Source organism: Algoriphagus sp. UBA3586 (genome assembly GCF_002376385.1).
GTDB classification, from domain to species: Bacteria; Bacteroidota; Bacteroidia; order Cytophagales; family Cyclobacteriaceae; genus Algoriphagus; species Algoriphagus ornithinivorans.
The window spans coordinates 116,492-138,084 of sequence record NZ_DFMT01000013.1 but is presented as its reverse complement, the minus strand read 5'-3'; the positions used below and the strand labels follow the sequence as shown (position 1 = coordinate 138,084).

The 21,593-nt window shown below is 39.5% G+C and carries 24 protein-coding genes; 8 read left to right on the top strand and 16 right to left on the bottom strand.

Annotated elements, in window-relative coordinates; all coding sequences use genetic code 11:
• Positions 1 to 41: 41 nt before the first annotated feature.
• The 6 genes from B2906_RS03860 to B2906_RS03835 form a co-directional block, all read right to left on the bottom strand.
• Complete coding sequence (locus tag B2906_RS03860) at positions 42 to 779, bottom strand: isoprenyl transferase (RefSeq protein ID WP_091652158.1); 738 nt, start codon at positions 777 to 779, stop codon at positions 42 to 44.
• An 83-nt stretch (positions 780 to 862) separates the two neighbouring features.
• Positions 863 to 1,612 carry a DUF6089 family protein gene (locus tag B2906_RS03855; RefSeq protein ID WP_219957139.1) on the bottom strand — a complete coding sequence of 250 codons (750 nt, stop codon included), beginning with the start codon at positions 1,610 to 1,612 and terminating at the stop codon, positions 863 to 865.
• Between the two features lie 103 nt (positions 1,613 to 1,715).
• The gene (locus B2906_RS03850; RefSeq protein ID WP_091652165.1) at positions 1,716 to 2,591 is read right to left on the bottom strand and encodes an NAD kinase; all 876 of its coding nucleotides are present in this window, start codon (positions 2,589 to 2,591) and stop codon (positions 1,716 to 1,718) included.
• A gap of 276 nt (positions 2,592 to 2,867) precedes the next feature.
• The gene (locus tag B2906_RS03845) at positions 2,868 to 3,533 is read right to left on the bottom strand and encodes a CBS domain-containing protein (RefSeq protein ID WP_091652168.1); all 666 of its coding nucleotides are present in this window, start codon (positions 3,531 to 3,533) and stop codon (positions 2,868 to 2,870) included.
• 92 nt (positions 3,534 to 3,625) lie between these two features.
• On the bottom strand, positions 3,626 to 4,822 hold the full coding sequence (chrA, locus tag B2906_RS03840; RefSeq protein ID WP_219957138.1) for a chromate efflux transporter: 1,197 nt from the start codon (positions 4,820 to 4,822) through the stop codon (positions 3,626 to 3,628).
• A 2-nt stretch (positions 4,823 to 4,824) separates the two neighbouring features.
• Positions 4,825 to 5,802, bottom strand: a complete 978-nt coding sequence (locus B2906_RS03835; RefSeq protein WP_091652173.1) for an isopenicillin N synthase family dioxygenase — start codon at positions 5,800 to 5,802, stop codon at positions 4,825 to 4,827.
• A 75-nt stretch (positions 5,803 to 5,877) separates the two neighbouring features.
• Here B2906_RS03835 and B2906_RS03830 point away from each other — a divergent pair, with 75 nt between their 5' ends.
• From B2906_RS03830 to B2906_RS03805, 6 genes are all read left to right on the top strand, one after another.
• The gene (locus B2906_RS03830) at positions 5,878 to 6,648 is read left to right on the top strand and encodes a hypothetical protein (RefSeq protein WP_219957137.1); all 771 of its coding nucleotides are present in this window, start codon (positions 5,878 to 5,880) and stop codon (positions 6,646 to 6,648) included.
• Between the two features lie 38 nt (positions 6,649 to 6,686).
• A complete protein-coding gene (gene serS, locus B2906_RS03825) occupies positions 6,687 to 7,958 on the top strand; it encodes a serine--tRNA ligase (RefSeq protein WP_219957136.1) in 1,272 nt (423 codons plus the stop codon).
• A 298-nt stretch (positions 7,959 to 8,256) separates the two neighbouring features.
• Positions 8,257 to 8,889, top strand: coding sequence for a peroxiredoxin (locus B2906_RS03820; protein WP_219957135.1), 633 nt, complete (start codon positions 8,257 to 8,259; stop codon positions 8,887 to 8,889).
• An 8-nt stretch (positions 8,890 to 8,897) separates the two neighbouring features.
• Positions 8,898 to 9,209 (top strand): thioredoxin family protein, encoded by a 312-nt coding sequence (locus tag B2906_RS03815; protein ID WP_091652184.1) that lies wholly within the window; start codon positions 8,898 to 8,900, stop codon positions 9,207 to 9,209.
• Positions 9,190 to 9,438, top strand: a complete 249-nt coding sequence (locus B2906_RS03810) for a DUF6952 family protein (RefSeq protein WP_219957134.1) — start codon at positions 9,190 to 9,192, stop codon at positions 9,436 to 9,438. The genes B2906_RS03815 and B2906_RS03810 overlap by 20 nt, the downstream gene beginning before the upstream one ends.
• A gap of 151 nt (positions 9,439 to 9,589) precedes the next feature.
• Positions 9,590 to 10,012, top strand: coding sequence for a nuclear transport factor 2 family protein (locus B2906_RS03805; protein WP_219957133.1), 423 nt, complete (start codon positions 9,590 to 9,592; stop codon positions 10,010 to 10,012).
• On the opposite strand, the gene coaE is transcribed toward B2906_RS03805, so the two are convergent.
• The 7 genes from coaE to B2906_RS03770 all read right to left on the bottom strand — a co-directional run bounded on the left by coaE (position 10,007) and on the right by B2906_RS03770 (position 15,140).
• Positions 10,007 to 10,603: a dephospho-CoA kinase gene (gene coaE / locus B2906_RS03800; RefSeq protein WP_219957132.1), complete on the bottom strand. Its 597-nt coding sequence runs from the start codon at positions 10,601 to 10,603 to the stop codon at positions 10,007 to 10,009. The genes B2906_RS03805 and coaE overlap by 6 nt on opposite strands.
• Complete coding sequence (locus B2906_RS03795; RefSeq protein ID WP_286935637.1) at positions 10,593 to 11,501, bottom strand: YbbR-like domain-containing protein; 909 nt, start codon at positions 11,499 to 11,501, stop codon at positions 10,593 to 10,595. The genes coaE and B2906_RS03795 overlap by 11 nt, the downstream gene beginning before the upstream one ends.
• A 71-nt stretch (positions 11,502 to 11,572) precedes the next feature.
• A complete protein-coding gene (yajC, locus tag B2906_RS03790; protein WP_091652198.1) occupies positions 11,573 to 11,884 on the bottom strand; it encodes a preprotein translocase subunit YajC in 312 nt (103 codons plus the stop codon).
• 3 nt (positions 11,885 to 11,887) lie between these two features.
• The gene (locus B2906_RS03785; RefSeq protein ID WP_091652200.1) at positions 11,888 to 12,430 is read right to left on the bottom strand and encodes a DUF1573 domain-containing protein; all 543 of its coding nucleotides are present in this window, start codon (positions 12,428 to 12,430) and stop codon (positions 11,888 to 11,890) included.
• 1 nt (position 12,431) lies between these two features.
• Positions 12,432 to 12,734 carry a YtxH domain-containing protein gene (locus tag B2906_RS03780; protein WP_091652203.1) on the bottom strand — a complete coding sequence of 101 codons (303 nt, stop codon included), beginning with the start codon at positions 12,732 to 12,734 and terminating at the stop codon, positions 12,432 to 12,434.
• Between the two features lie 7 nt (positions 12,735 to 12,741).
• Positions 12,742 to 13,926: a transcription antitermination factor NusB gene (nusB, locus tag B2906_RS03775; protein ID WP_091652206.1), complete on the bottom strand. Its 1,185-nt coding sequence runs from the start codon at positions 13,924 to 13,926 to the stop codon at positions 12,742 to 12,744.
• Between the two features lie 113 nt (positions 13,927 to 14,039).
• A complete protein-coding gene (locus B2906_RS03770; protein ID WP_091652209.1) occupies positions 14,040 to 15,140 on the bottom strand; it encodes a Glu/Leu/Phe/Val dehydrogenase dimerization domain-containing protein in 1,101 nt (366 codons plus the stop codon).
• Positions 15,141 to 15,287: 147 nt separating this feature from the next.
• Between B2906_RS03770 and B2906_RS03765 the strand changes: the two genes are divergently transcribed.
• Both B2906_RS03765 and B2906_RS03760 read left to right on the top strand, forming a co-directional pair.
• Positions 15,288 to 17,084, top strand: coding sequence for an ABC transporter ATP-binding protein (locus B2906_RS03765; RefSeq protein WP_286935635.1), 1,797 nt, complete (start codon positions 15,288 to 15,290; stop codon positions 17,082 to 17,084).
• 241 nt (positions 17,085 to 17,325) lie between these two features.
• The gene (locus B2906_RS03760) at positions 17,326 to 17,643 is read left to right on the top strand and encodes a hypothetical protein (protein ID WP_219957129.1); all 318 of its coding nucleotides are present in this window, start codon (positions 17,326 to 17,328) and stop codon (positions 17,641 to 17,643) included.
• A 49-nt stretch (positions 17,644 to 17,692) separates the two neighbouring features.
• Here the strand turns inward: B2906_RS03760 and B2906_RS03755 are convergent, their stop codons facing one another.
• The 3 genes from B2906_RS03755 to B2906_RS03745 all read right to left on the bottom strand — a co-directional run bounded on the left by B2906_RS03755 (position 17,693) and on the right by B2906_RS03745 (position 21,592).
• Positions 17,693 to 19,060: a peptidylprolyl isomerase gene (locus B2906_RS03755; protein WP_219957128.1), complete on the bottom strand. Its 1,368-nt coding sequence runs from the start codon at positions 19,058 to 19,060 to the stop codon at positions 17,693 to 17,695.
• Positions 19,061 to 19,096: 36 nt separating this feature from the next.
• Positions 19,097 to 21,088, bottom strand: coding sequence for a peptidylprolyl isomerase (locus B2906_RS03750; RefSeq protein WP_219957127.1), 1,992 nt, complete (start codon positions 21,086 to 21,088; stop codon positions 19,097 to 19,099).
• Positions 21,089 to 21,178: 90 nt separating this feature from the next.
• Complete coding sequence (locus B2906_RS03745) at positions 21,179 to 21,592, bottom strand: ATP-binding protein (RefSeq protein ID WP_219957126.1); 414 nt, start codon at positions 21,590 to 21,592, stop codon at positions 21,179 to 21,181.
• Position 21,593 lies beyond the last annotated feature (1 nt).

Genomic DNA, 21,593 nt, shown 5'->3' with positions numbered 1-21,593 from the left:
GCTGAAATGAGAATCGAATCAAGCTTGACTACATTTATTACCTAAGGTTTAACTTGCTCTCCGGTTTTACCAAATCTTCTTTCCCTTTTTTGGAAATCCAAGATGGCTGCTTCCAGATGCTCTCTTCTAAAATCCGGCCATAATACAGGAGTAAAATGTAACTCTGTATAGGCCAGTTGCCACAGGAGAAAATTACTAATCCTGTACTCCCCACTGGTTCGGATCATCAATTCAGGATCTGGTATTCCTGCGGTTTCTAAATGCTCCGCTACCAAATTTTGATTGATATCCTCAACCTTCAATTTCCCCTCAGAGATTTTTTGAGCAATGCGTTTGGTCGCTTGGGTTAGTTCCCACTGTCCACTGTAGCTTAATGCCAAGATGACGGTGAGACCGGAATTGGTAGAGGTTATTTTTTTAGCCTCCATTAGTTTTTCGTATGCCGAAGGAGGGAGGCTGTCAATATCGCCTATGCTTTCTAATCGGATATTGTTATTCATCATCATGGGCACTTCATCGGTAATAGTTTTTACCAATAATTCCATGAGACCATTCACTTCATCTTGAGGTCGGGACCAGTTCTCGGTAGAGAAAGAAAATAGGGTTAGATATTTCACTCCCAGGTTTTCTGCTCCCTCTATTGCATCTTTTACAGCCTGAATTGCATGTCTGTGGCCGAATATCCTCATGGCGCCTTTTTTCTTGGCCCAACGGCCATTGCCGTCCATGATAATTGCAATATGTCTGGGGATCCGCTCTCTGTCTAGTACTTCCTTCATTACTTGGGTTCAGAATACCTTACATTTTTGGAGGTACAAAAATGCTATTTCTTTTCCAATAATTAAGCCTAAGACTCAATTAATTAATAGGCGTAGCATTTGGTAGAAGCGATGGTGTAGCTAAGTGTCACACCCAAAAAGTAATACCAATCCTTGTCATACGGGTTTCCGTAGTTGATCCCATAGGGTTGATTAGGGTTGGCCGGATCCTGAAATCTGGGTATAGGCGGTGTTCTACTATCTACCTTATCCAGGTAATCCGTAAATGTGGCTCTAATGCCAGCTTCGACTGCAAGTGTCCACCTATCATCAAGCCTGTATTTTACCCCTCCTCCAAATGGAATTACCACGGTACCTACGTTATACCTTTCCGAAAATTGGAAAGCATAGGTGTTTCCTTTTGAAAAGAAGTGAGAATAACCTATTCCAAAGAATGCATAAGGAGACCAGAAAAATTCAGAATCATTCCGAAGGAAATCCAGGAAATTAAATTCCATAATGGCTGTTCCTTCAATAATCCCTCCTCTGAATCTTGCATCTCTTCTCTCTGCTACCAAGTCATAAGGTCTTACACTATCGGTAGCTCTTAGAGTACCGGCTGTCAAACCAAGCCGAAGCGTCCATACATTGTCAAAATTTCTCTTGCCAAACAACGTGCCGTGAAGACCTAAGTGGTCCAGATCAATTTTCCTCAGGATATCCCCGGTATATGCCGTGGTACCCAGTCCGCCACCTATTTCATATTTCTGAGCCTTTGCTTCCGAAAGAAAACAAAGACCTAGTATAGAAATACAGACTAGTGTTTTGAAAATCTGAAAATTGACCTTTTTCAAGACGATGCAAGTTATGAAGTACCCAACGTTTAAAAAACGCTGCCTAGTATGATTGCGGTTAATATTTGTTAAGCTAAAATTGGCATTTTTTTACCTTTTAGCCTCAATTTCTCATATCAAAACCCCAATTTAATTTATACCGCAAGGTATCAAAAAAATTGTAGCTGGGTAATTTGACAAGCCGGGCACAGAATTGTTCTTTTTTTACCTTCAACTTCAAGTCTGAAGAAATGGAGGTAGATCTGGAGTCCAATGAAATCAAAAACTTCTCTGCCCTTCCTTCTATTTCGAAGGTAATCTCACTTTCATCTGAAACGATGATAGGTCTCACATTTAAATTATGAGGACTTACCGGAGTGATGACTAGATTTTTTGCCTCTGGAGAAATTAAAGGTCCCCCGCAACTCAAAGAGTACCCCGTAGAGCCGGTTGGAGTTGCTACAATGAGTCCGTCTGCCCAATAGCTGTTCAGATACTTTCCGTCAATGTAAGTATGAACAGTGATCATGGAAGAAGTATCTCTTTTGTGAATGGTGAATTCGTTCAATCCGAAATTCAACCCATTGAAAAGTTTTCTTTTTGCATCCAGAGATACGAGGCTTCTATTTTCAATTTGGTAATTATTCTCGCTTAGGTTTCTAACTGCCTCGTCAATTTTATCGGTGGATACAGTCGCCAAAAATCCTAACCTACCCGTATTTAAACCCAAAATCGGAGTTTCTACTTCTCCCACCTGACATACGGAGTCCAGCAAAGTCCCATCGCCTCCTATGGAAATTAAAAAATCCATCTGGCTCATATCATCTGTACCGTCCAGCAGCCAATAATTCAGCCCGGTATTGCCGTGCATTCGAAGTTGCCTGTCAAACTGTTCCGTGACAAATATTTCGAACTGATGATTTTGTAAAGCTGTGAATAAAGCTTTGACGTCATTTAGAAATTCTATTTTGAGCGCCAAGCCGTGCAAAGCGACTTTCATCTGTTTATTTTTTATTTTTCATAGGTCACTACCTTCCCCGAAAATCGGGATGGAATCCCTGCCTGTCGCAGGCAGGTCGCATAATTCCCCGATACATCGGGGCATCCCCCAGAATGACGGCTTTGTCATGCTCGGTTTCACCTGTTTAAAATTTGAGTTTATTTGGCATAAAATCCCTCTTTAATCTGCAAAAAAGCAGGGTTTTTAATAGGTATTGAATCAAAAAAGATAAGTATTCCTTTCAGGTGGGGAATACTCATTTCTTGAATTCATAGCCTAAATATCTAAAAATCTTAGCAAGTTACCGATTCTGTCTTCTTCACTACTCACACCGGTTTCCTCCTGGTAATGGTCTAGGATCTTATAACCAAAACGCTCCAAGGTAGCTTTGATATGTCGTAGTTCAGGCTTGTCTAGTTTCAGAGTAAGCTTAATTTTAGAATCATCCAATGGGTCACTACTTATAAATGAACTTAATACTTTGGTATTTTCTGTTTCAATAATCCTACTGATTTCTGCCAAAGAATAATCCGTCATGTTCAAAGAAAGAATCAATACAGAGCCTTGGGATTGGATAGAAAGGCTATCCGCAAAAGCAGAGATTGCATCTTCCATGGTTACGACTCCCAAGTAGGTCATATCTCTATCTACCACCGCAACAATATTGGATTGATGCTCTGAGCTGGCCTTTAGTACATCGTAAATATGCTTGTCACTGTATACCCAACAATTTGGATTTTCAGGAACAATACCCAAGATGTCTTTATCCAAATCATTCAATTCAAAAATCATTTCATCTCGGAGAAGCCCTAAAAAATGACCTTGATCCACAACGGGTAAAACATCCGTTCGGATCTCTTCCATCCAAGCCAAAGCCTTTCTAGTCTTGTCGCTTAGCTTCAATGGAGGAATAAGGTTATTGATAAATTCGTAGGCCTGCATAAAGGAAATATAGGAAATGATTTACGGTTTTAAAACGTCTAAAGCCTTATTCTTGTTCCTTTTTGATTGGATAGACCTTTTTCGTTCTAAAATTAGGAGAGGAAATTCACTCCAATTCCTAATAAAATACCCCCCAAAATGATCATAGGGGAGGATATTTTAGTGAATTGAAGCAGGCAATAGGTTCCCAATATCATTAAAATATTAACTAGGTTAGCTTCTAATGGCTCAAAAAGTAAATAAGCTGCAGCAATCAACATCCCGCAGGATACGGCATTGATTCCTTCCAGCGCAGCTCTTACAGGTCTGTATTTTTTCAGTTGATCCCAAAATCGAATCACAAAGAAGATCATAAATATTCCAGGCAGGAATATTCCTGCAGCAGCGATTAATCCGCCAGTTAGAAAACCAACCAATCCAAACTCTTTCATGGAAAATGCCCCTACAAAAGACGAAAAAGAAAAAGTAGGTCCCGGTACTCCTTGTGAAATAGCGTATCCAGTCAGGAATTCTTCAGAACTGAGAAAGTTTTTGAAATCCACAAATTCAGTGTACAAGTAAGGCACCAATACTTGACCTCCTCCAAAAATCAAGCTCCCGTTTCGATAGAAATTCTCAAATAAGATGACAGGTTGGTATTTGGTCAAAGCACCTAGAGTTGCCGCCAAGACCAAAACCCCGCCCCATAAGTAGAAATTGGCCCATTGGATGACCAAAGGCTCATCTTTTTCATACTTGGGTTGATTTTTATATTTGATTGAGGTGCTTAGTCCCCCAGCCAAAAGAAGAATGGGGAATACATAGGGAGAACTGTAGAAAAATGAAATGAAGGTAGAAATCAAAACCAAAACCATGGCTTCAGTGGTCTGTACCATTTTTGAAATCGTTTTTTGCGCGGCAAAAATGATAAAACCTATCGCCATGGGCTGAATGAATTTGGCGAAGTTTAAAGCCCCTGGGGTATTTTCTTCTAAAAAGTAAATCAATGCAGCTGCAGAGGTCATCAGCAGAGTTGCAGGGATTATCCAAACTAATAGCGCTAAATAAGCGAGATTAGGACCTCCCACTCTGAAGCCAATTGCTGAAACCAATTGCGTAGAGGAGGGGCCGGGAAGCATGTTGCATAAGGCATTGAGCTCCCAGAGTTCTTCTTCGGTTATATAGTTTCTTGTATGTACCATGCGATCAATCAGCATGGCTAAAAATGCCTGAGGGCCACCAAAGGCTGTCAAAGAAAGGGTCAGAATGTCCCTTAGAAATAGGTAGTATCTGACCCTTTTGACTGACATGATTATTTACGAAGGCCTAATTCCCGAAGTCTCTCCTCCAAAAACTCACCAGCTGTGGCATCTTTGAATTGCTTCGGATTTTGCTCATCTATGCAACTTTCCAGGCAGGTCAAATCCATATCGGATCTTGGATGCATGAAGAAGGGGATAGAATACCTACTTGTGTTCATCAATTCGCGCGGTGGATTTACTACCCGGTGAATAGTTGACTTCAATTTTTTATTGGTCAATCTTTCCAGCATATCGCCGACATTGACCACCAACTGATCAGGAAGCGCAGTGATTGGAATCCATTTGCCATCCTTTCTCAAGACCTGCAAACCATCCGCACTTGCACCCATCAATAGCGTGATCAAATTGATATCTCCATGTTCCGCTGCACGTACAGCATCAGCTGGAACCTCATCGGGATTAGTGATCGGGAAATAATGAATTTGTCTCAAAATCGAATTTCCGTGAGCCACCTTTTCTTCAAAGTAATCTTCCGGTAGATCCAAGTTAAGCGCAATCGCTCTCAACATGGCTTTCCCTGCATTTTCCAGTGTTCTATAAGCTTCTAAGGCATCATTCTTAAACTCTGGAAGTTCATCCGGCCAAATGTTTTCAGGATACTCTGCTTTGATAGGATCTGAGTCTGGAATATGTGCCAGCTCTTGCCCTACATGATAAAATTCTTTTAAGTCTCCGGTGTTTCTACCTTTTGCATGCTCTTTCCCTTTTCCGGTATAACCTCTTTGAAAACCGATTTCAGGTTTTTCATATTTGGACTTTACTTCATCCGGTAATGCAAAAAATGATTTGATACTGCCGTATAATCTGTCTTGTAAATCCTGTGACAATCCATGATTTTTGATCGCCACAAAACCTATGTTTTGATATGCTTCGCCTAATTTTTTGACAAAAGCTGCTTTTTGTTCTGGTGTTCCTGAGGTAAAGTCTGCTAAATCCAGACTTGGAATCTCGTCGAATAGGATGTCCATCGTAATATTCTGTTAGGTATGATTTCCTGAAATTTTGCCCTAAAAATAATACCTTTAGTATCAAAACCCCGCGGTATGAAAAAAAACCTGTTATGGATGCCCGTTTTGATCCTTTTTATTTGGGCTTGTAGTGAGGAAAAGAAAAAAATCAACGAGGAAGTCATGGAGATTTCCCAGGATTCTCTTTCTCTAGACCTAAGCCAGCAGAAGGTTACCTTTTATCAATACGAGGACTCCTCAGATTATCCTGATGCTATTCTTGAGTTATATACCCCGCTGGGAAATCAGGTATTTCGGCCCGGAAAAGTACCTTTTGAATTTAATATCAAAAACTTTCCTTTTGAAGAGCAGTCTGCAGAGCGCTTTTTGCTATTCAATATTTTGAATGGTGGAGATCCTGCAGGTTTCAGGACACCAATATTTCAAAGGCAATTGGAAGAAGGAAGCTATAGGGTAGTAGCTTATCTGGTAGATGAAGAGGGATTGGCCTTAAAAAATTTCGGAAATTATGTTGATAGAGATTTTCAAGTAGGAGACTCCAGACCATTTCCGTACTCAGCAGAACCCTATTTGGCAGTCAATCTTCCTAGAAATAATCAGATTGTAGATGCTGATCATGAGTTGATTATTGATTTTTTGGTAGTAGGAGGAGATATGAAACTGGATGGGCTGAAGGTAAGAATTGAGGTAGGGGAGTTTTCCTACGAAATAGATCACATGGCCCCAGTTCGGGTAGCCAATTTGCTTCCAGGAACCTATCAAGTTCAAATTTCCCTTTTGAGAAATGATGGAAAAGAGCTGGAAGGCCCTTTCTCCTCTGTTACAAAGAGCATCATTGTAAGATAAGTCCTTATCTTTGCAGCTTTCTAAAGAATACCTTTTCCATGCTATTAGTAAATCATATTCGAGATAATTTCGAGGCCGTTTTAGCAGGTCTTAATAAAAGAAATTTCCCAAATGCTGAATCATTGTTGAATCAGGTGATTCAGCTGGATGATCAGCGAAAGTCCTCCCAAACTCTGAGAGACCAGATTCAGGCTGAATCGAATGCTATTTCCAAACAAATTGGCATGCTGATGAAGGAAGGAAAAAGGGATGAGGCGGAAAAGGCAAAAGCCCGTACAGCTGAGATAAAAGCTCAGATTAAAGAGTTGGATGATGAAAATTCAAGAGCTGAGGAGGATTTAAAAGCACTTTTATATACTATTCCGAATATCCCTCATACTTCCGTTCCTTCAGGGAAATCAGCTGAAGATAATGAAGTGGTCTTAGAGCATGGTGATATCCCCAATCTATATGATGGAAAGCAACCACATTGGGAGCTGATCAAGAAGTACGATATCATTGACTTCGATCTAGGAGTAAAAATTACCGGCGCGGGTTTTCCTGTTTACAAGGGGAAAGGTGCTCGACTACAGAGAGCTTTGATCAACTTCTTTTTGGATGAGGCCTTGAAAGCTGGCTTTATGGAAGTTCAGCCGCCAATATTAGTGAATGAAGATTCAGGATATGGTACGGGCCAGCTTCCGGATAAGGAAGGGCAGATGTATCATGCAACTGCAGATAATTTGTATTTGATTCCTACTGCCGAAGTTCCAATTACGAATTTATATAGAGATGTCATCGTAGCTGAGGATCAATTACCGATTAAGAATGTTGGCTATACCCCTTGTTTCCGAAGGGAAGCAGGTAGCTGGGGAGCGCATGTGAGAGGATTGAACCGTCTGCATCAATTTGATAAGGTAGAGATCGTTCAAATAACTCATCCGGATAAGTCCTATGAAGCTTTGGAGGATATGAGCAGCTATGTTCAAGGTTTGCTTCAAAAACTTGAACTTCCTTACAGGGTCTTAAGATTGTGTGGGGGAGATATGGGCTTTACTTCTGCTTTGACTTATGATATGGAAGTTTATTCTGCTGCTCAAGAAAGATGGCTGGAGGTGAGTTCTGTTTCAAATTTTGAAACTTACCAAACCAATCGATTAAAACTTCGCTTCAAAGGTGAGGATAAGAAAACTCAATTGGCTCATTCTCTCAACGGCTCGGCGCTTGCCTTACCGAGAATTGTTGCCGCTATCTTGGAAAACAACCAGACTGAAGAAGGAATTAAAATGCCAAAAGTTCTTCATTCGTACTTGGGTTTTGAAATGATTTAGTGTAAAAATTTATAAATATTTGAAATTAAGGCTGCTCCATAATTGAGCAGCCTTTTTTATTGTTTTTGACGATTGGTAATAGAATAATTCTATTGATCTGAATAAGTTTTGTCCGCAAAGGATTGCGATCTCTAGAGAATTCTATTGTATTTCGTTTTATGATATAATATTTTAAATAAAAATTAATAATAAAATATAATTTTGTTAATATCATTTCAAAAAACTTAATTCGATAGTTTATTCTTTTTATTCTGTTTGATGCTTTTTAATTTCGTGTCCATCATTAAAATAAAAATACATGGCATTAGTAGGAAAAAAAGCTCCATTATTTTCTGTAGGAGCGGTAATTAACGGAGAAGAAATCATTGAAAACTTCAGCTTAGAGCAGTATCTGGGTAAAAAGAATGTTGTTCTTTTCTTCTATCCAAAAGACTTCACTTTTGTATGTCCAACTGAGCTACATGCTTTTCAAGAAAAATTAGCCGAGTTCGAAAAGAGAGATACTGTAGTAATTGGATGTTCTACCGATACAGAGGAGACTCACTTGGCTTGGATGATGACACCAAAGGCTGAAGGAGGAATTGAAGGAGTGACTTACCCTATCTTGGCAGACGCTGCTAAAACCATTGCTTTAAATTATGGGGTTTTGGCGGGAAAATATTCTTTCGATGCTGAAACCAACTTCTGGTCTTTTGAAGGAACCCCTGTAGCATACAGAGGAACTTTCTTGATTGATAAAGAAGGAACGGTACGTCATGAATCAATCAATGACCTTCCTCTTGGAAGAAACATCGATGAGTACTTGAGACTTTTGGATGCTTTGCTTCATGTGGAAAAATTTGGTGAAGTATGTCCTGCCAACTGGGAGGAAGGAAAAGAAGCGATGCAGGCTACTAATGAAGGTGTAGCTAATTATTTATCCAATAATTAATCAAAACCATGATAGAACTAACTGAAGATACTCTACAAGAGCTTGTAGCATCAAACGAGGAGGTAATCGTGCAGTATTCTGCTGGCTGGTGTGGAAATTGCCGAATTATGAAGCCTAAATTCAGAAGACTTGCAGGAGAAAATGCAGATAAAGTATTTGTGGTAGTTGACGCTGAGAAGTTTCCTCAATCTAGAAAGCTGGCACAAGTCAATAACTTGCCGACTTTCGCCTCATTCAAAGGAGGTCAGTTGGTCAAGCAGATTCAAACAAATAAGGAAGATCAATTAAAAGCCTTAATCAATGAAATTGCCAGTAATTAAAACCATTCAGAGAACTTGTACTCCTGAGCAGATTGAAACGGCTCTGGAAGTTTTAGAAAATGTTTCTGAGGCTCCTTCTCTAAAAGAAAATGAGGTAGATGTGATTGGAGAGCTTATTTCCAATCTCTGTGGTGCGCTGGAGGTTCATGAAATGGTAGCTTCTGGTATGTCTGAAAAAGACGCTGGAAACGCCTTTATGAAAAAGGTATTGAGCTCAATTGATCGATAATTAAGGGTCTATTGTTAATTAAAAAAGGAACTCTAATAGGGTTCCTTTTTTTAATGATATGAATTATTAAATCTTGTTCGAAAGTTTGAGCCATAAAACATTTTCCTCCCGATTAAGCGTTTATTGAAAAGTTGAATCTTACTCTAAAGACATGAAGAAACTTATACTACTCTTTTTTCTTTTGAGCTTATGTGAGCTTTCATTTGCCCAAGAACAATCAGACAGAGATTTAATCACTAAAACTGTACATTTGTATTTTGACGGGATGATTGAGCGGGATAAAGAAAAGCTTGAAAAAGCATTTCTTCCCGAAGCTAGGTTGATTGGGTACAGAGGGGAAAATCTGACCATAACGGACTTCGCTACATGGGCAGAAGGTACTTCCAAAGGAGACAAAAGAAATCCTTCTGACTATAAAAATGAGATTATTTCCATCAGAGTTCAGGGAAATACTGCCTCAGTTGAAACAGAGTTGTTCTGGCCGGGAATTTATTATTATGATTTTCTAACCCTTATCTTGGTGGAGGGCAATTGGAAAATCGTTCACAAAAGCTGGTGGGAAAAACCTTTATGATTGGAGCTTTTGATGAATTTCTAAGACTTGGGGAATCAGCATCTTATTCTCTGTATTTTTGATGACAAAATCAGCTCTTTCATTTTTGTCTTCATCTGGGATTTGCTGATCAATAATCTGATTGATTTGCTCTAAGGATCGATGAGGGTCTCTCATAAGCACCCGGTTTACTCGTATTTTGAGGGGTGAACTTACATTGATGACGGCATCGAGTTTCTTTTCACCGCCAGTTTCAAAAATTAATGCTGCCTCTTTAAGCACATAAGAAGTACTTTGAATACTAGCCCAGGTTTCAAAATCCCTTCCTACAGCTGGATGAACCAAGCTATTGATCTTTTTTACTTTTTCAGGATCAGAGAAAACGGTGGATGCTAAATACTTTCTATTTAAGTCCCCTTCTGAATTATAGCTTTCTTCTCCGAATTCTTGGATGATTTGCTCTTTTAATTCCGAATCATGGTTCATCAGGGATTTGGCTTTATCATCTGCATAGTAAACAGGGATTCCCAATATCTCAAAAATTTTAGCCACGGTGGATTTTCCAGAACCTATTCCTCCCGTTATTCCGACAAGCTTTGGCTTAGGGCTCATACTTCAATCTTAATTGTGGAGGCTCCACTCTAACCTGATCTAAAAAGGAAGGAAGCGGGTTGATTTGTACGGATATAGTGGAGTCCTGTCGGTTTCTTTTGGAGTAGTCCAAAATTGCTTCAAACTCCATTTTCTTTAGCTCTTGGGTTTTTCGCTCATCCACCAAGTAGTACATCATAATCAATGGATCTTCTTCTTCCAGGCTGACAGTTCTGGGAAAGTTAATTTTTTTAACCTTCAGTCTTTTATTTCCTTCCAAAAAAGCAACCAGATCCAATTTCACCTGAATGACTTCATCTTTGATGGTGATGAATTGCTGAATATTTTCACCTACTTCTAATTTGACAGTTTTTTTGAGGTCTTTGTTGAGCCTATTTTCCTTAAGCTGAACAGGGAACTTGCCCTCGAAAAGGTCGATAATAGAGCTAGGGCCAACTACTGTCACTTGAGAAGGTTCGAAAATCGGTTTTTCCAGCAGCCTATAATTTTTTGCTAGGGAGTAGCTTAAAGAATCCAATTCAGGCTGTAGTTTGACTGTTTGAATTCTATCAATTTCATATTCAAGCGAATCTCTGACTAAAGAGACAAGCTGGGTTGGGGAAATAAATTCGGAGATTCCCCGCTTGATATCGGCAGTCAGGATGAAGTTTCTGGAAGTAGGATTACTTAATTCTATGACATAGGGATTGTTGTTGAAGTTGAAGTACTTTCTTAACAAATCCCACCCGTTGCCGGAAATTTCGATTTCCACGCTTTTTGGCAAAGGCCTGACTGCCATAAACTTCTCTTGATTAAAAGAGAATTCTATGGGATAATCGACAATAGTCGTATAGTCGTCCTTATTCAGGGCGTTTAAAATCCAAAAAGTGGTAGCCGCTGCAACGCAGAGAACTACCACTTTTAGATTAGAGAGTTTTTTCGGTGAAATCCCGCTAGAGGATTTTTTAGTATCCGGCAAAATTCAATGTTTTATTTTGTTGGTTTCTTAGAGAAATCCATGGAGATAGCTGATTTTTCAACTTTGACTTTGAATCCTCTATCTAATTCAAGAATTACCACATCACCTTCAACCGAACTCACTTTACCGTGAAGTCCTCCGATTGTGACTACGTCTTCTCCTTTTTTGATTTCTTCTATAAATTTCTTGGTCTCTTTTTGTTTCTTCTGTTGAGGTCGAATCATAAAGAAATACATGATCAAAATGATCGATCCGAACAGAAAAACCTGTCCCATAATGCCTGCGCCACCGCCCGAAGCTTGCGCTAAAACTGTTGCTATCATCAATTATCTTTTTACCGGTCCTACTGGAGCTCCTGCAGCACCTGCACCAGGTGTAACAGTACCCTTCATTTGAAGACGGGTTACAGTTGGATTGGTATTAGCTTGAATAGTAACAGTTGGAGCCTGAGCACCTGACTTCGCAGTAGAGTTGAATACTACTTTCACGAAACCTTTTTCTCCTGGATTTACTGGAGTCTTAGTCCAATCAGGGCTGGTACATCCGCAAGAAGCAGTGATGTTGGAAATCACCAATGGAGCCTGTCCATTGTTGGTGAAGTTAAAGATATGCTCAATCACTTCTCCCTCTTTGATAGTACCAAAGTTGTACTCCATTTCTGCAAACTCAAATGCGCCTAGAGTGCTTGGGTCAGCAGTTTGGGTAGTTTGAGCGTTTACAGGGGTGATGGAAGAACTACCAGCTTCAAGCTGTGCGATTTTATCTTCCAATGCTTGAATTTTAGCGTCCTGATCGTTTTTCTGGCTGCAAGAAGTGCCCAATGCAATCATTAGGGCTAATGCAGCTACACTCAAGAGTTTAGCTTTCATATTAGTTTTTGTCTTTGTTTATTTGGTCAATTAATTTATTCACGTCACTCAGAAGATTTTCTGCCTTGTTTTTGGCTTCTGTGATTACTCTTTTTCCTTCTGTTTTAGCTTCGTTGAGGTGAAGTTCTTTTCCCTCTACTAATTCGTCGATCAATTCTTCCAGTTCCTTTTTATATTTTGAAAGTCTGAAAGAAAGTTTGTCTCTTGTATTTGAACCGCTATCCGGTGCGAAAAGTACACCCAATGCCGCACCTACACCGGCTCCAATGACAAATGCGATGAGTGAATTACTGTTTTTGCTCATAGTTGTATTATTTATTGTCCAAAAGTCCTCGTCCACTTTTACGAATTTTACCGCTTTCGGTTAATTCTTTCGCCATGACATCCAACAATCCGTTGACGAATTGCTTACTCTTTGGAGTACTGTATGTCTTGGAGATATCAATGTACTCATTGATGCTGACTTTGACAGGGATGCTTGGGAAGTTTTGCATTTCAGTAATCGCCATAGATATGATGACTTTATCTGTAAATGCCAATCGATCAATATCCCAGTTTTTGGTTTTTTGACTGATTAACGCCTTATTTTCCCTGTCATTTTCAATGGTGAAGTTAAAGATATTTTGAAAAAACTCCTTATCCTCATCCCAGTTCATTGCAATTTCAGGCATTTGCCCATCAGAATCTTCTCCAAGACCTGCTGCATTTTTCAGAACCTTTGATGCCAAGCTGCGAACGACTGACTTGTTCTCTGTCCAATTAAGGTCTTTTTCAGAAAAGTAGTTCAATATTACGTCGTTTTTGAATAGAATCTTCTTCAAAAGTTCATCTGCAGCATGCAAATCTTCTTCCACGGAAGGATTACTCAACTTTATATATGCCTGGTATTCCTCAGAAGGTTTGATATAATCTCTAAACCATTCTCTGATTTCCAATTCCAAATCATCCAGGTTTGCATTGTTTTTAGCTACTGCTGCACGATAGATATCAGATTCTCGAAGGTTTGCCAGAACCCTATTGTTTGTCAGATTCAGCTCATTGGCAAATGCTACAGGGTTCCCCGCCTGAAGCTTTTTTTTCTTTTCAATCTCTGTACCGGCTTGCTTGGAAAATGCCTGCAATAATTCGATTGCTAAAAGATAAAGTTGGGGGATTCTTTCTGCGGAAGCGATCATGTTTTTCAACAGAAAATCCTGATCTTTTTTATTGGAAGAATGGAAAGTATTGATTGCCTCCAATACGACCTTTTTGATTTTTGGACTTCCGTCAGAAGCTTGAAGCTGACTTTTGCTGTCTACACTTTGTTCGAATAATTGGATAGCTGACTGGGCATCTCTGGAGAGGGCAGCCTTGTCCTGGACTTCCATACTATTCAAATCTGGTAGAAAGGACTCCTTGATGTAATCTTTTGCAAGGTTAAAATTGGAACCTTTGCACTGCTCATAGGCATAAAGATTTTGAAAAGCTTTGACCCTGAGGATTCTTCTGTTTAGCATAGTTTGAGAAACGAGCTGTAAATATAGACATTTTGACCGGGCTTCACCCTGCCATATGAAGACAAAAAACCACCGAAAGGTCCTTCCGGTGGTTTTCATCAAGTAATTTTTATTTAGAAAGAGAGCTTAACTCTTCCAATTGCATTGATACGCTCTTTAGCAGCTTCGATAGCAGCCTGCTGAGCAGGAATATTTTCTTTTTCAGACTTATTCAAGATGTATAAACAAGTATCGTAGATCTTTTCTGCCTGCTTGTAGACAATTTCTCTATTGTAACCGCCAAAATACTCTGCGCCAACATTGATCACACCACCAGCATTGATTAGGAAATCTGGAGCGTAGATAATTCCTTTTTCTAAAAGGATCTGACCATGCTTGGCTTCGTCTTTCAATTGATTGTTGGCTCCACCGGCAATGACAGCACATTTCAGTCTATCAATTGTATCATCATTGATAGTAGCTCCCAAAGCGCAAGGTGCGTAGATGTCCATATCCATGTCATAAATCAGATTAGGATCAATTGCTACAGCTCCTGTATCAAGGGCTACTTTCTTCAGTTTATCTTCGAAAATATCGGTAATCAATACTTCAGCGCCTTCTTTGATCAAGTATTCGATCAAATATTTACCTACTTGACCTACTCCCTGAACACAGATTTTTTTACCTGACAATGAATCTGAGCCGAATGCTTTTTTCGCAGCAGCTTTCATACCCATGTAGGTTCCGTAAGCAGTCACAGGAGATGGATCGCCACCACCGCCTTTGATCTCAGGAAGTCCGGTTACATGTTTGGTTTCCATGGCTATGTACTCCATGTCAGATGTCTTCATGTTGACATCTTCCGCAGTTACATACCTGCCGCCCAAACTCTGAACAAAACGACCAAACCTTCTTAAGAAGGCTTCATTTTTGAGTTTTGGATCACCAATAATTACTGCTTTTCCTCCTCCAAGATTTAATCCGGCAAGTGCATTTTTGAAAGTCATCCCTCGGGAAAGACGCAACACATCAGTAATCGCTTCTTCTTCTGTAGCATAAGGCCACATGCGGGTACCTCCGAGTGCAGGACCCAAGGTAGTATTATGAATGCCTATCAAGGCTTTAAGGCCAGTGGCCTCGTCATGACAAACCACGAGCTGCTCGTGATCCATGCTGCTGATTTGTCCAAAGATGGATCCTTCTTTCACGGTTTGCGAAGCTTTAATCTCTAACATGTGAACTTAGCTTTTTAGAATGTGTTATATTTGGGTTGTTCCTTCTATACCAAGGCTGATACAAAATTAAATACTTTTATTAGCCTTCAAAGAATTAATCTAACTAGAATAATTAATCCAATTCCTCGATTTTAAAGTTTTTATTTGGTGAAGCCACTCTGGAGACTCAATAAGTATTTATACAAATACAAGGGCTTATTGCTTTTGGGAATACTATTTACTGTAATCTCAAATATATTCGTAATTATTCCTGCCCAACTTGTAAGACTTGCCATAGATTATGTGGTGGAAAGCTCGGTGATATTTAAGCCTTTAGACCTAGGAGGATTAGGTGATATTGCCTCTGAAAATTTTTTAAAATTTGTCCTCGTCTTTGGTGTATTAATTTTAGTTATGGCCCTTTTGCGGGGTTTTTTCCTTTTTCTCATCCGACAAACTATTATCATCATGTCCAGAAGGATTGAGTATGATATGAAAAATGAGATTTTTGAAAAGTATCAAAACCTGTCTTTATCCTTCTACAGAAAAAATAGCACGGGAGACCTGATGGCTAGAATCACAGAGGATGTCAGTAGAGTCCGTATGTATTTGGGACCTGCCATCATGTATGGATTAAACCTTCTGATTCTTTTTCCATTGGTAATTTCATACATGATCATGGTCAATCCTGAATTGACACTGTATTCATTATTACCCCTTCCGGTACTCTCCATAAGTATTTATTTTGTCAATAACCTGATTAATGAGCGCTCGGAAAAGATCCAAAGAAGCCTTTCTAATCTAAGCACATTTACCCAAGAAGCTTTTTCGGGAATTAGAGTGCTTAAGGCATTTGTACGTGAAAATGATAGTGTCAGAGACTTTTCGGATGCTAGTGAAGAGTACAAGGTAAAATCCATCAGGCTGACACGTGTGAATGCTTTGTTCTTTCCCTTGATTATGGCCTTGGTGGGTATTTCTACCATCATCACTGTTTACATTGGAGGCCTCCAAGTGATCAACGGCGATATAGGATATGGCGTGATTGCAGAGTTTATTCTTTATGTGAACATGCTGACTTGGCCAGTGACATCCTTGGGCTGGGTAACCAGTATTGTGCAGCGGGCTGCTGCTTCTCAGACTCGAATCAATGAATTTTTGGATGAGCAAAATAATATCATCAGTACTGAAGATGCCAAAGATGAGATTCATGGAACAATAGAAATGAAGGATCTTTCATTTGTCTATCCTGACTCGGGCGTGAAGGCTTTGGATCAGGTTTCTTTTTCAATTCAATCGGGACAAACCTTGGGAATTATTGGTACAACCGGTTCTGGCAAATCTACTATTGCCAATTTATTGATGCGAATGTATGATCCTGCTAAAGGTCAGATTTTAATTGATGGCAAACCCATTGAATCCTTTGATATTTCCCATCTGAGAAAAAATATTGGCTATGTACCTCAGGATGTATTCTTGTTCTCTGATACAATAGGAAATAATATCGCTTTTGGATTGGATCATACAGAAAAGGAAATAATAGAACAGGCAGCAAAAGATGCCGATGTCTACAAGAATATTGTGGACTTTCCAAAAGGTTTTGAAACCATGCTGGGTGAAAGAGGGATCACACTTTCAGGTGGGCAAAAACAAAGAGTTTCCATCGCCAGAGCTATTGCCAAAGAGCCTAAGATTTTAATTTTGGATGATTGCCTTTCAGCAGTGGACACCAAAACAGAAAATGTTATCCTCAATGCGCTGAAGAAAATCATGAAGAACAGAACTTCTGTGATTATTTCTCATCGGGTTTCTTCGGCCAAACTGGCTGACCAAATCATAGTTTTGGATGATGGTAAAATCATAGAACGTGGAAATCATCAGTCTTTGATGGAGCAAAAAGGCGTTTATGCTGAGCTTTATGAAAAGCAAACCCAAGCCGGAGAATCGGTGGATTCTGATCTTTAATATCCCTTTATTCCATTCTTTGAAATAAATTGGTTAAATTATTAACTCAATAAAATTCAGATTTTTAGCTATGAAATGCTCTTGAAATTTCAGGCACAAGGCCAGAAAATTTCATGAGTATTCCATCTGAACATTTAAACCAAATAACAGATGAAATCGAGCACGACGCAAGCGACACACATTGGGTCATTGTAATATGTGTGAGATTCCATGTGGCCTTTGAAACATAAATTAAAAACACATGAAAACAAACAATAAAGGTATTTCGGAAATTGAAGCTACCCTTCAGGAGATCGGTCACAAGATAGAGGAACTGGTCCAAAAAGGGAAAGACGCAGGTTCAGAAGTCAAAGAAGAAATCGATAAGAAAATCAGCGAGTTGAAAGCGAACAAAACTTCTTTGGAGGCTGAGTTGAAAAAGGGAAAAGAAATGCTGGAGAAGGAGTATGAGGAAAGAAAAAAGAACCTAGAACCCAAACTCAAAGAATCTAAAGGCTTTTTTAAAGAAGGATTCAAGCAAATCGGAATGGCGTTTAAAACGCTTTTTGGTAAGAATTAAGTGCTGTTATTTACAAAAAAGGGAGCTGATTCAACATCAGCTCCCTTTTTTATTTCTTTTCTACCAATGCGTTGCATCGATCATATGCGGGGTCAATATCTATAAAGACGTCTTCTTTGGCAGTTACAAACCAAGTACTTAGAATTTCATCTTCTTTCTTTCTCAAGGCCGCTGCTTTCATCTTCTCGTAATCATCATTGAGGTTAGCTCGATGAGCTGGATATTTGGCTTTATAATAAAGAATTCTAACCTTGGTTCCTTCTCTAGGATCTTCAAATCGTATTGGTTTGGAAATGGATCCCACCTTCATACTGTCGATTGTGAAATACAATACAGGATCCTCTAATGTTCGAAGCGTTAATCGGTTAGAGCTTGTTCCCGGATCAGTAAAGAATCCGCCATTATCGCTGGTATTTCTATCATCAGAATAGTCCTTGGCTGCTTTCGCAAATTCCAATCTTCCTGCTTCAATTTCCGTCTTCAAGCTATCCAAGTAACGCTCGGTCTTTTTAATATCATCTTCCGTAGCTTGTGGAATTCGTAGAATATGTCTGGTATTATAACTCCCTCCTTTATTTTCAAGAAGTTGGATCATATGAAATCCAAATTGGGTTTCTACGGGATCAGAGATTTCACCTTGTCTCAAGCTCAATGCAGTAGCCTCATATTCTGGAGCCAATTCACCTCTGCGGAAAAAACCTAAGTCCCCTCCTTGAGCACCTGAGCCTGGATCTTCAGAATACCTTCTGGCCAAGTCAGCAAAGTCTGCTCTTCCTGCCAATATATCCTCTTTGAATTGCTTAAGCTGGTTGTAAATATTTTCTTTTACTTGAGGATTTACCTCAGGCTTTTTTACAATTTGTCCTACGGTTACTTCTGCAGAAAAGAATGGGAGGGAGTCCTGCGGTATGCTTTGGAAGAATGACCGAACTTCCGCGGGAGATACAGTCAGTCCTTGCGTGATTTTATCACGCATTCTTTGAACGGTCAACTGCTCCTTCATGACATCATAGATTTCATTCTTTAGCTGCTCAGCAGTTTTTCCATAGACTTGAAGTAGGGTGTTTTCATCTCCGCCGATTTGCTGCAATACCATATTGAATCGGTTGTCTGCCTGAAGCATTACCTCAGCTTCTGTCACGATTACGGAATCTATTTCAGCTTTTGCAACCATCAGCTTATTGATCAAAAGCGTCTCGAAAACATCACATCTTGATGGAGGTGTCATGCCTTGCTGCGATTGTGCCACAGCTTCCAAAAAGGTCTTTTGCACATCTGATTCCAGCAAAATGTTGTTATCTACTTTGGCGACAATTTTGTCCAGTACCTGCCCGGAAACCGAACTCTCCTGAGCAATTGCCTGCTGGGTGAAGAATAAGCTGAAAAGGATTAATGTAAGTAGGTTTAGTTTATTCATGGATGATAATTCCGACCTGAATCGGTGTAATTGAATTTATTGATTCAGCGCAATGAATGCCTCTTCTTTTACGCTCTTGTTCACTTTGATGGGATATTTTTTGCGAAGCGACTGAATAAGTTGCTTGTCTAAGTATTCTTGATAATCTCTGATAACCGGGCCTCTTGTTTCTTCAAATGCCATAGGTCCGGGAGGAACTTTAGCTCCCACCACCACTAGGTGAAGGTGTCCATCAGCTTCTATTTCTTGGAAAGACTTGGATAAGTCTGCTTTGGAAAGAATAGGGTTATCAGCAATTTCAATCAATCCTGACTGAGTTTGGTAAGCCAGTGGATCATTGCTTTTATAAAACTCTTCAAATTCATTCACCAAGCTTTCAGAATAAGCATTTCCCTGAAGTCTGGATTTGGCCTGTTCTAATTTATTTATATCTAATACCTTGACGATGAAAGCATTTACTCTTTCTCCCCATTGATAATCCCTGATATTTTGTTCGTAAAAGGCTCTTTGTCCAATAGAATCTTGTATTCCTTTTTGCCACACCTCTTCATTCATCAAAGTAAAAAGCAGGATTCCATCCCTATACTCCTTGAGAAGCATGGCGTATTCTTTATTATTAGCCTCTAAGTCTTCTTCTTCTATTTGAGCTAATAGTTCACCTGCAAACCTATCATACCATATATCGAATGTTCCTCCTTTAGTTTTTGGATTGACTTCATCGGTTTCCATATAGGTGAGCATATCTTCCGTAGAATATGCCTTTCCTCTCAGAGTAAATAGGTTAGAGGCTCCCATTCCTAAAGCTGTGATTTCAGGACGGAATTCATTCTTTTTCTTGGTATTCAAAGTAGCTCTTAATTTTTCGACATTGGCTTCATTTTCCTTGAATCCATATCTAGCTTTCTGGATTGCAAGAACTTGAGATTGAATCATGGTTGATCTGGAATCTCTCAAAATTCTTGATCGAATCATATCCTCCATTTCTTCAAAGGAGTCTATTGGCTTTTTATTTTCTAATCTTAGAATGTGATATCCGTATCTGGTTTTCACTGGAGGAGATACTTCTCCAATTTCAGTAAGTGAAAATGCAGCCATTTCAAATTCCGGAATCATATTTCCGACAGAGAACCAAGGCAAAAGCCCTCCTTTTTTACTGGTGGCTGGATCTTCTGAGTAGTTTTTCACAATATCCTCCCAAAGCGTGGTAGGCTTTTGAATCTCAGTATAGATATCGGAAATCTTTCTCCGGGCTTGATTTTCTGAGTTAGGATTGGTTTCATCTACTCTAACCAAAATGTGAGATACCTGAACTTGTCCAGGGTTAGGTTGTCTTTCCTGAACTTTAATAATATGGTATCCGAAACTTGTAAGAACAGGATCAGAAACTTGCCCAGGCTGAAGTGTGAAAGCCGCATCTTCAAATTGCTGCACCATCTGTAACGCGGTAAAATACCCAAGGTCTCCCTTATTGATTTTTGCTGAAGGATCGTCCGAGTATTCTACTGCCAAAGCATTTATATCTCCGCCATTTTGAATTTCCTGCTTGATCTTCAGAGCCATTTTCAACACGATCAAACTATCTTCTGAACTGGCATTGGGTGGAAACTGGAATAGAATGTGGCTGGCTCTGATGACTTCTTGCATCCTGGAATAGGCCTTTCTCAGTTCACCATCCTCCAGAGAGTTTTTTATAAGAAAAGGGGATTTGAGGCTTTCTTTGAAGGAAGCGAATTCTCTTTTAAACTCAGTGGTCTCATCCAAGCCTAGGGCTTCGGCTTCTCTTACTTTCAATTTATAGTTGATGAAGAGATCCAAATTTTCCTCAAATTCTTCCCTGCTTAAACCAGGGGTATTTGCATCGGAATTGGAGCCTTTCCCTATTAAATAGACGAATTCATCTCTGGACACAGGCTTACCACCCACTGTCAAAAGAGGATCTTCCTGTGAAGCTGTCTGGGCAATTGAGCCCGGATTGATATACAGGAAAAGAAAGGCCGAGAGAATTGCCGAAATGGTTCGGTTAGTCATGAATCAGAAAGCTGAATTTTCAAGATGCAATGTTACAAAATTATCAGGATTTCAAGGGAAATGCCTTTTGAATTAAGGATTTAACAAGAATTAGGATCGAAAAAGTTTGATTAGCCTACAGGTATTAATTCCTCTGTCACTTTCAAACTCTATTTCGTCCATGATTTTACGTACCAAAATGATGCCTAGACCTCCTTTTCGCTTTTCGGAAATTACTTTTTTCAAATCCGGCATTTCGTAATCCAATAAATTAAAAGCTTCGCCCTCATCTTTAATTTCAAAAATAAGCTTCTCAGCATCTTTTTCTACTGAAAGGACAATATGGTCTTCCTCATTACAGCTGTGAGAATGTATGATGAGATTAGCGCACACTTCTTCCACCGCCAGCGTGACTTGTAAAATATCACTGTCTGACATCCTGGAATCCATGAGGGTCTGATTAAGAAAGTCCCTTAATTCCGAAAGTGCCGTGGTGCGGCATGCTATCTGAATCTTTTGTACCATG

Coding starts and splice junctions, on each gene's coding strand:
- B2906_RS03805 (WP_219957133.1), top strand. CDS start 9,590: ATGAAGAAACTTATACTACTCTTTTTTCTTTTGAGCTTATGTGAGCTT.
- B2906_RS03770 (WP_091652209.1), bottom strand. CDS start 15,140: ATGTTAGAGATTAAAGCTTCGCAAACCGTGAAAGAAGGATCCATCTTT.
- B2906_RS03815 (WP_091652184.1), top strand. CDS start 8,898: ATGATAGAACTAACTGAAGATACTCTACAAGAGCTTGTAGCATCAAAC.
- B2906_RS03780 (WP_091652203.1), bottom strand. CDS start 12,734: ATGAGCAAAAACAGTAATTCACTCATCGCATTTGTCATTGGAGCCGGT.
- B2906_RS03785 (WP_091652200.1), bottom strand. CDS start 12,430: ATGAAAGCTAAACTCTTGAGTGTAGCTGCATTAGCCCTAATGATTGCA.
- B2906_RS03755 (WP_219957128.1), bottom strand. CDS start 19,060: ATGAATAAACTAAACCTACTTACATTAATCCTTTTCAGCTTATTCTTC.
- B2906_RS03750 (WP_219957127.1), bottom strand. CDS start 21,088: ATGACTAACCGAACCATTTCGGCAATTCTCTCGGCCTTTCTTTTCCTG.
- B2906_RS03745 (WP_219957126.1), bottom strand. CDS start 21,592: ATGGTACAAAAGATTCAGATAGCATGCCGCACCACGGCACTTTCGGAA.
- coaE (WP_219957132.1), bottom strand. CDS start 10,603: ATGAGCCCTAAGCCAAAGCTTGTCGGAATAACGGGAGGAATAGGTTCT.
- B2906_RS03850 (WP_091652165.1), bottom strand. CDS start 2,591: ATGAAAGTCGCTTTGCACGGCTTGGCGCTCAAAATAGAATTTCTAAAT.
- B2906_RS03845 (WP_091652168.1), bottom strand. CDS start 3,533: ATGCAGGCCTACGAATTTATCAATAACCTTATTCCTCCATTGAAGCTA.
- yajC (WP_091652198.1), bottom strand. CDS start 11,884: ATGATAGCAACAGTTTTAGCGCAAGCTTCGGGCGGTGGCGCAGGCATT.
- chrA (WP_219957138.1), bottom strand. CDS start 4,822: ATGTCAGTCAAAAGGGTCAGATACTACCTATTTCTAAGGGACATTCTG.
- B2906_RS03760 (WP_219957129.1), top strand. CDS start 17,326: ATGAAAACAAACAATAAAGGTATTTCGGAAATTGAAGCTACCCTTCAG.
- B2906_RS03820 (WP_219957135.1), top strand. CDS start 8,257: ATGGCATTAGTAGGAAAAAAAGCTCCATTATTTTCTGTAGGAGCGGTA.
- B2906_RS03810 (WP_219957134.1), top strand. CDS start 9,190: ATGAAATTGCCAGTAATTAAAACCATTCAGAGAACTTGTACTCCTGAG.
- nusB (WP_091652206.1), bottom strand. CDS start 13,926: ATGCTAAACAGAAGAATCCTCAGGGTCAAAGCTTTTCAAAATCTTTAT.
- B2906_RS03860 (WP_091652158.1), bottom strand. CDS start 779: ATGAAGGAAGTACTAGACAGAGAGCGGATCCCCAGACATATTGCAATT.
- serS (WP_219957136.1), top strand. CDS start 6,687: ATGCTATTAGTAAATCATATTCGAGATAATTTCGAGGCCGTTTTAGCA.
- B2906_RS03830 (WP_219957137.1), top strand. CDS start 5,878: ATGAAAAAAAACCTGTTATGGATGCCCGTTTTGATCCTTTTTATTTGG.
- B2906_RS03835 (WP_091652173.1), bottom strand. CDS start 5,802: ATGGACATCCTATTCGACGAGATTCCAAGTCTGGATTTAGCAGACTTT.